We start from the raw sequence: 320 nt of genomic DNA, 5'->3' as shown, positions 1-320 counted from the left end.
CTGACCAGACTCAGTACCCCGCGTACTACGTTATTTGGGTCACGACACCTGGGAATGCGAAGCTAGTTCCCCGCTCTGTCGTTAGCAGTTAAACAATCTTAAGGTCACTGAGATAGTGCTGCTAACCTAACAAGCCTAAATAACCTTGTCGAAGCTAACATTACCCGTTTACGGAGAGGCAGAAATGCCAAATTATGTATTAGTAATCGATACTAATAAACAACCGCTAAATCCTTGTCACCCCTCGGTAGCAAGGAAGTTGCTTAAAACCAATAAAGCGGCGGTGTTTAGAAAATATCCATTTACTATCATCTTGAAAA

General features: G+C 42.5%; 1 protein-coding gene. It reads left to right on the top strand.

The window, feature by feature from the left end; translation table 11 throughout:
* Positions 1-184 precede the first annotated feature (184 nt).
* The coding region (locus tag JUI58_RS27785; protein WP_204104770.1) for an RRXRR domain-containing protein at positions 185-320 on the top strand (136 nt) is incomplete at its 3' end.

The sequence above is a fragment of the Spirulina sp. CCY15215 genome (assembly GCF_016888125.1).
Taxonomy (GTDB): Bacteria; Cyanobacteriota; Cyanobacteriia; order Cyanobacteriales; family Spirulinaceae; genus CCY15215.
Note: the sequence above shows the minus strand (reverse complement) of the source record. Positions and strands in the feature narration are given on the sequence as shown.